The sequence below is a fragment of the Okeania sp. genome (genome assembly GCF_983059655.1).
This window is the reverse complement of sequence record NZ_CEZPJD010000299.1, coordinates 4797-9041: the sequence shown is the minus strand read 5'-3', so window position 1 is coordinate 9041 and position 4245 is coordinate 4797. Positions and strand designations below refer to the sequence as shown.

The following is a 4245-nucleotide window of genomic DNA, read 5'->3' as shown; positions in this document are numbered from 1 at the left end:
ACCTTTGGACAAGAGGATGAAGAACGATTTTTACCTGTTCCGATGACTAGAGAAATTGCCCAAGCTGTTGCTGCCGAATTTCAAGTCAAACCTCTATTACAAAATGATGCCTTAAAAACTCATTTAACAAATAGTAAATGTCCGAAAAAATTAGTTCTGGCAACTCATGGTTTCTTTTTGGAACAAGAGAATATTCCCTTAAAAGAAGATAATCCCCCCCAACCCCCCTTGGTAAGGGGGGAGTTTATACGTTTCAGACAAATTAAAACTGAAAAAAATCCTTTATTGCGTTCAGGATTAGCATTAGCAGGAGCAAATACTTGGCTTTTCGGAGGAGAAATTCCCCCAGAAGCAGAGTCAGGCATTCTATTTGCTTTAGATGTAGCAGGTTTAGATTTATGGGCAAATGAATTAATCATTTTAATTGCTTGTGAAACTGCTGTCGGAGATGTGAAAATTGGAGAAGGAGTCAAAGGATTACGCAGTGCATTTACCGCAGCGGGAGCTAGACTTTTAATTATGAGTTTGTGGTCTGTTCCTGCTCAAGTTTCGATTCTATTAATGAACCGCTTTCTTACTAATATGCAGCAGAAAAATTTATCTAGTCAACAAGCTTTACAAGAGGCACAACTTTATATCAAAACAATCAAAAGAACAGAATTAGAAACTTTACCCACAGGTAAAAAAATTATCCAAGAAATTCGAGCAAATTTGCAAAATAAATCTCCTGAATTATTACCACAATGGGAAGTACAAAACTATCCTTTACAAGCACGTTACTTTTGGGGTGCGTGGGTATGTGTGGGCAGGGAATTTAAAAATTAACTAGTTATCAGCTATCAGCCTAAAAATTTGTGCATAGAATTAGGTATCTGTTTGCGTAATATTCCTTCAGGAAACGCTTTTTAAAATTCAACGATTAATAATTACCTTTGCTTAAAATGAATAGGATTAGCGAAAATATTTTTTGTTTTTACTTCTTCTTCAAATAATAACCTTTAAACCTTAATTATTCAGCAAGATCATGTCCGGATAATTAGCGGTAAAAAAAACTTTCTCCTTTTCTTCCTCTTAATTCTGTTATTCTTCTTTCTTCTATCCTGATAACTGAAATGACTCCTCCATCGTTCTTGACACTCTCAGAAAAATTATGAGATAATCTAATTGATAATCAAACTATTATCTAAAAATTAATTATTTTACAAAATCAGCTTAGGAGGTCTATGTTAAAATACGCAATTTTTGCTTTGATAACCCTGGAGTTAGTCTTGTTAAGTGCATTAGTTAAAGTGCCAGCTAATGCAAATATTAGAGACCCAGAAATTTTTACTTGGGATTATGCGTCTTTAAGTAATACTCAGGTTGTTTGTAAAAAAGTAGTATTTCATCCTACAAATCGGTGGATACCAGAATCATCAGATGTGGAGCCTATAAATATTAATTCTTTAGTAGTAAATGATAGTTATTGTTCTAACTTAACTAAACCTGTTTAGTAAGCATTTCCTACGGAATGCTCCGCAAATAGCATTCAGATGCATAGGGAAAATAATTACCGAAAATTTAAGGTATAAAGCCTCTCCATTCATGGAGAAAAAAATTACTTTTAACCCAATCCTCTTCTTTTCAAGGAGAGGTAATTCTAAATTATTGAATTATGGATAGTTTAGGGATATATTTCTAGCTCAAGAATGTTCCACTTAACAGAAATATTTATGCTTAAATCTACCCCTATCTTACATATAGAAAAAAATTAGAGAACAAAATTACAAAAATTGGAAAACCGGGTTTTTGGTGACATAAATCCGGTTTATCTATATGATGTTATCAAATTATGGTAAAGTTCTGATTGTAGATTATATGAGGTAAAAAAATATGAAATATCGTGTCACTCTTAATCGTAGGGATATTATAGTCGAGGCAGGAAGTAAAGAAGAGGCAGCCGAACAAGCGGCAGGTAAGATTCATAAAGGGGAAAGAATTAATAGGATTAAAGAGGTAAAGTCATCGGAATCTAAGTCTGGCTCTTGGTGGGAAATTTGGTTAGATTAAGTATTGAAGAAGGAAGAAGGGAAAAGGAAACAGTGGATGGGGATAGTCTTCCACAACCTACTTCTCTTATCTTATCTGTCTAACAAAAGACTAATTATTAGAATGAAAATTAACTGCAAAAAAAAATCTTTAATTACTGCTTCTTTATTTACCTTAGTAAGTATAACTTATTGTAGTTTACTGGTGAGCAAAGCAAAAAGTCAAACTCCAAAATTACTATCTCAAAATGAATATCCTCAAGATTTTTCAGAGGCTTATCAGGCAAGTTGTAAAATTAATGCTGTGACAAAAGGATTATCAACAGAACAAGCTGAAACACTATGTGATTGTACTCTGAATCAGTTTCAATCTAAATATACCTTAGAAAAATTTCGGAAATTAATAAACAAAGCAGCAAACGAGGAAACACCAGAAGAATTAATAGAAGTTGGAGAGATTTGTGCTGAAGAGTTAATAAATTAATTAGGTGATATGTGGTAATTTAAGTTATCAGTTGTAAAGGTAAGGCTGATATATTTTTTCTGGTTATCAGAAACAAGATGATTAATCTGAAGGTTAATTTTTTGCCGTGAATAACAAACAACTACTTGTTGATAATTCATGTAAAATAATGAGGCACAAATATACTCAAATCTTGAGTCACAATTTCTCTATCTTCTCTAACACAAATACCAGCAGCTTCTCCATCAATAACCCAAGCACCAATTACAGGAAAATAACCATCAAAATTCGGCAATTGATAATAGGATTGATAAATTAAAGGTTCATCTTCATATATTCCTTCAGTTTGATATTCTCTATCTCCAAAATAAACAGTAATATTTCCACCTTCTCTCAAAAAAACTGGTTTACTCAGATAGGGATGAGATAATTTTACCGAGTTAAAATAGGCGTGCAATAAATTAGGATAATCTGGAAAAAATTCCCAAATAATAGGCAGAATAGCTTTATTACTCCAAATTAATTTTCAAGCAGGTTCGATTAAATTCATAGGTTCTAATAATAGATACTTTCCGAAATTTTCCCGCATCATCTATTCCCAAGGATACAACTTAAACAAATGACGAATAATTTGATTATCCAAGTCGCAAAAAACTTCTAATTCCTCACTCCAATCAATATCATCTATATAAATATGTTGAGTATTTAACCCTGCTTGAATTGCTAAATATCGCAAATATTCAACCGTTCCCAAATCTTCCAAAGTCTCTCTTTCACAACTTAAATATAAAGTCTCCCCTGCCAAACCATTCATTTCCAAAAAAAGCTGCCAATAACTTTTCATGCACAGAATTAAATTGATCCGCTTCGGGAAACATTTCCTCCAACCAAGTCCACTGCACTAACGAAGTCAGAAGTCAAAAGTCAGAAGTCAGAAGTTAGAAAGTAAGAATTGATAATATTTATTTTTTCTAAGAGTAAAACTATTTATGGCTACAATTAAATAGCAGGTTGTGATTAAAAAATAAGGTTTCAAGCCTATCCTTTTATTTTAAAGGAATGAAAATAATAAGCTTCAGTGTTTGGTACTGATAACTGATAACTGATAACTGATAACTGAATCGGAGGAAGTCCAAAATTTATACTCGACCTTTAGCCAGATTAATTGAACAATTACAACGGTTGCCTGGAGTTGGCCCTAAAACGGCACAACGTCTGGCACTACATATTATTAAGCGCCCCGAAGCAGAAATTCAAGCTTTAGCTCAAGCATTGGTTGATGCGAGGAAAAAAGTGGGTTTATGTGAGAAATGTTTCCATTTATCTGCTGAACCCATTTGTGAAATTTGTCGTAACCCTCAGCGAGACAAGGAAATTATTTGTGTGGTTTCTGACTCCCGCGACCTTATTGCTTTGGAGAAAACACGAGAATATAAAGGTGAATATCATGTTCTGGGGGGGGTCATTTCGCCGATGGATGGTATTGGCCCGGAACAGTTGACTATTCAAGCTTTGGTGCGGCGAGTTAGTCAGGGAAATATTCAGGAAGTGATTATTGCTATTAGTCCGAGTGTGGAAGGAGAGACTACTACTTTATATGTTGGTCAGTTGTTGAGACCTTTTACAAAAGTGACGCGCATTGCTTTTGGTTTGCCCATGGGAGGAGATTTAGAATATGCTGACCAGGTAACTTTGGCGCGTGCGTTGGAGGGAAGGCGGGAATTAGATTAGGAAGTCAAAATTCAAAAGTCAAAA

Annotated in this window: 5 protein-coding genes and 1 pseudogene; 5 read left to right on the top strand and 1 reads right to left on the bottom strand. The window is 34.1% G+C overall.

The window, feature by feature from the left end; genetic code table 11:
* From AC3DU7_RS17155 to AC3DU7_RS17140, 4 genes are all read left to right on the top strand, one after another.
* A partial coding sequence (locus tag AC3DU7_RS17155; RefSeq protein WP_488040534.1) for a CHAT domain-containing protein occupies window positions 1-825 on the top strand: 825 nt, incomplete at its 5' end.
* Between the two features lie 398 nt (window positions 826-1223).
* Window positions 1224-1493: a hypothetical protein gene (locus tag AC3DU7_RS17150; RefSeq protein ID WP_488040533.1), complete on the top strand. Its 270-nt coding sequence runs from the start codon at window positions 1224-1226 to the stop codon at window positions 1491-1493.
* Between the two features lie 379 nt (window positions 1494-1872).
* The gene (locus AC3DU7_RS17145) at window positions 1873-2049 is read left to right on the top strand and encodes a hypothetical protein (protein WP_488040532.1); all 177 of its coding nucleotides are present in this window, start codon (window positions 1873-1875) and stop codon (window positions 2047-2049) included.
* Window positions 2050-2151: 102 nt separating this feature from the next.
* On the top strand, window positions 2152-2511 hold the full coding sequence (locus AC3DU7_RS17140; RefSeq protein ID WP_488040531.1) for a hypothetical protein: 360 nt from the start codon (window positions 2152-2154) through the stop codon (window positions 2509-2511).
* Between the two features lie 136 nt (window positions 2512-2647).
* On the opposite strand, the pseudogene AC3DU7_RS17135 reads toward AC3DU7_RS17140, so the two are convergent.
* Window positions 2648-3304 (bottom strand): annotated as a pseudogene (locus tag AC3DU7_RS17135) (glutathionylspermidine synthase family protein).
* Window positions 3305-3627: 323 nt separating this feature from the next.
* Between AC3DU7_RS17135 and recR the strand changes: the two are divergent.
* Window positions 3628-4221, top strand: a complete 594-nt coding sequence (gene recR / locus AC3DU7_RS17130; protein ID WP_488040535.1) for a recombination mediator RecR — start codon at window positions 3628-3630, stop codon at window positions 4219-4221.
* Window positions 4222-4245 lie beyond the last annotated feature (24 nt).